The 578-nt window shown below is 71.5% G+C and carries 1 pseudogene; it reads right to left on the bottom strand.

What is annotated here, in order from left to right:
* Positions 1-242: 242 nt before the first annotated feature.
* Positions 243-578 (bottom strand): annotated as a pseudogene (locus AC08ON_RS06465) (mannose-1-phosphate guanyltransferase); the annotation flags it as partial.

Genomic DNA, 578 nt, shown 5'->3' with positions numbered 1-578 from the left:
CGCGGCACGCCGGGCGCCGGTCGCGATCACCAGGCCGAGCAGGCCGAGGACGAGGGCCAAGGCGAGGGGACGCTGCCAGGGGCGACGGGGCCGCCCGGAGACGCCGCAGGGATCCGAAGGGCCGGCGGCCCCGGGGCGTACCGGCCCTCGGCGTGGCCATCCGGTCCGTTCTCGCACATTCGGCATTCTGACCGACCGGACACCGAGCGCCGCCGACCAAGGCCTCGCCGCGCGTGCCGCGGCTACCGCGCCTCGACCACCTCGACCCAACGCTGCAGCAGCACGTGGGCCTCCTCGATGTCGGCACCCTCCGACCACAGGTGGGTGACCGCCTCACTCGGATCCGGCAACACCAGGATCCAGGAGCCGTCCGGACCGACGATCCGAACCCCGTCCGTGGTGTCGATGACATACCCCGTATCCGGGTCGACCGACTCCACCACGCGACGCATGACGGTGCCCTTGACCGCCCACGGGGTGGGCACTGAACGGCGCAGGATCGCTACCAAAGGTATCCGGGCGTCGATGGTGCTGAGTGTCAGCCGGGTCCGTGCCACCAGGGCCAGCAGTTTCACGAA

It is taken from the genome of Frankia sp. CoWAU3 (genome assembly GCF_977971855.1).
The sequence above is the reverse complement of the archived record's forward strand: the minus strand, read 5'-3'. Positions and strand labels throughout refer to the sequence as shown.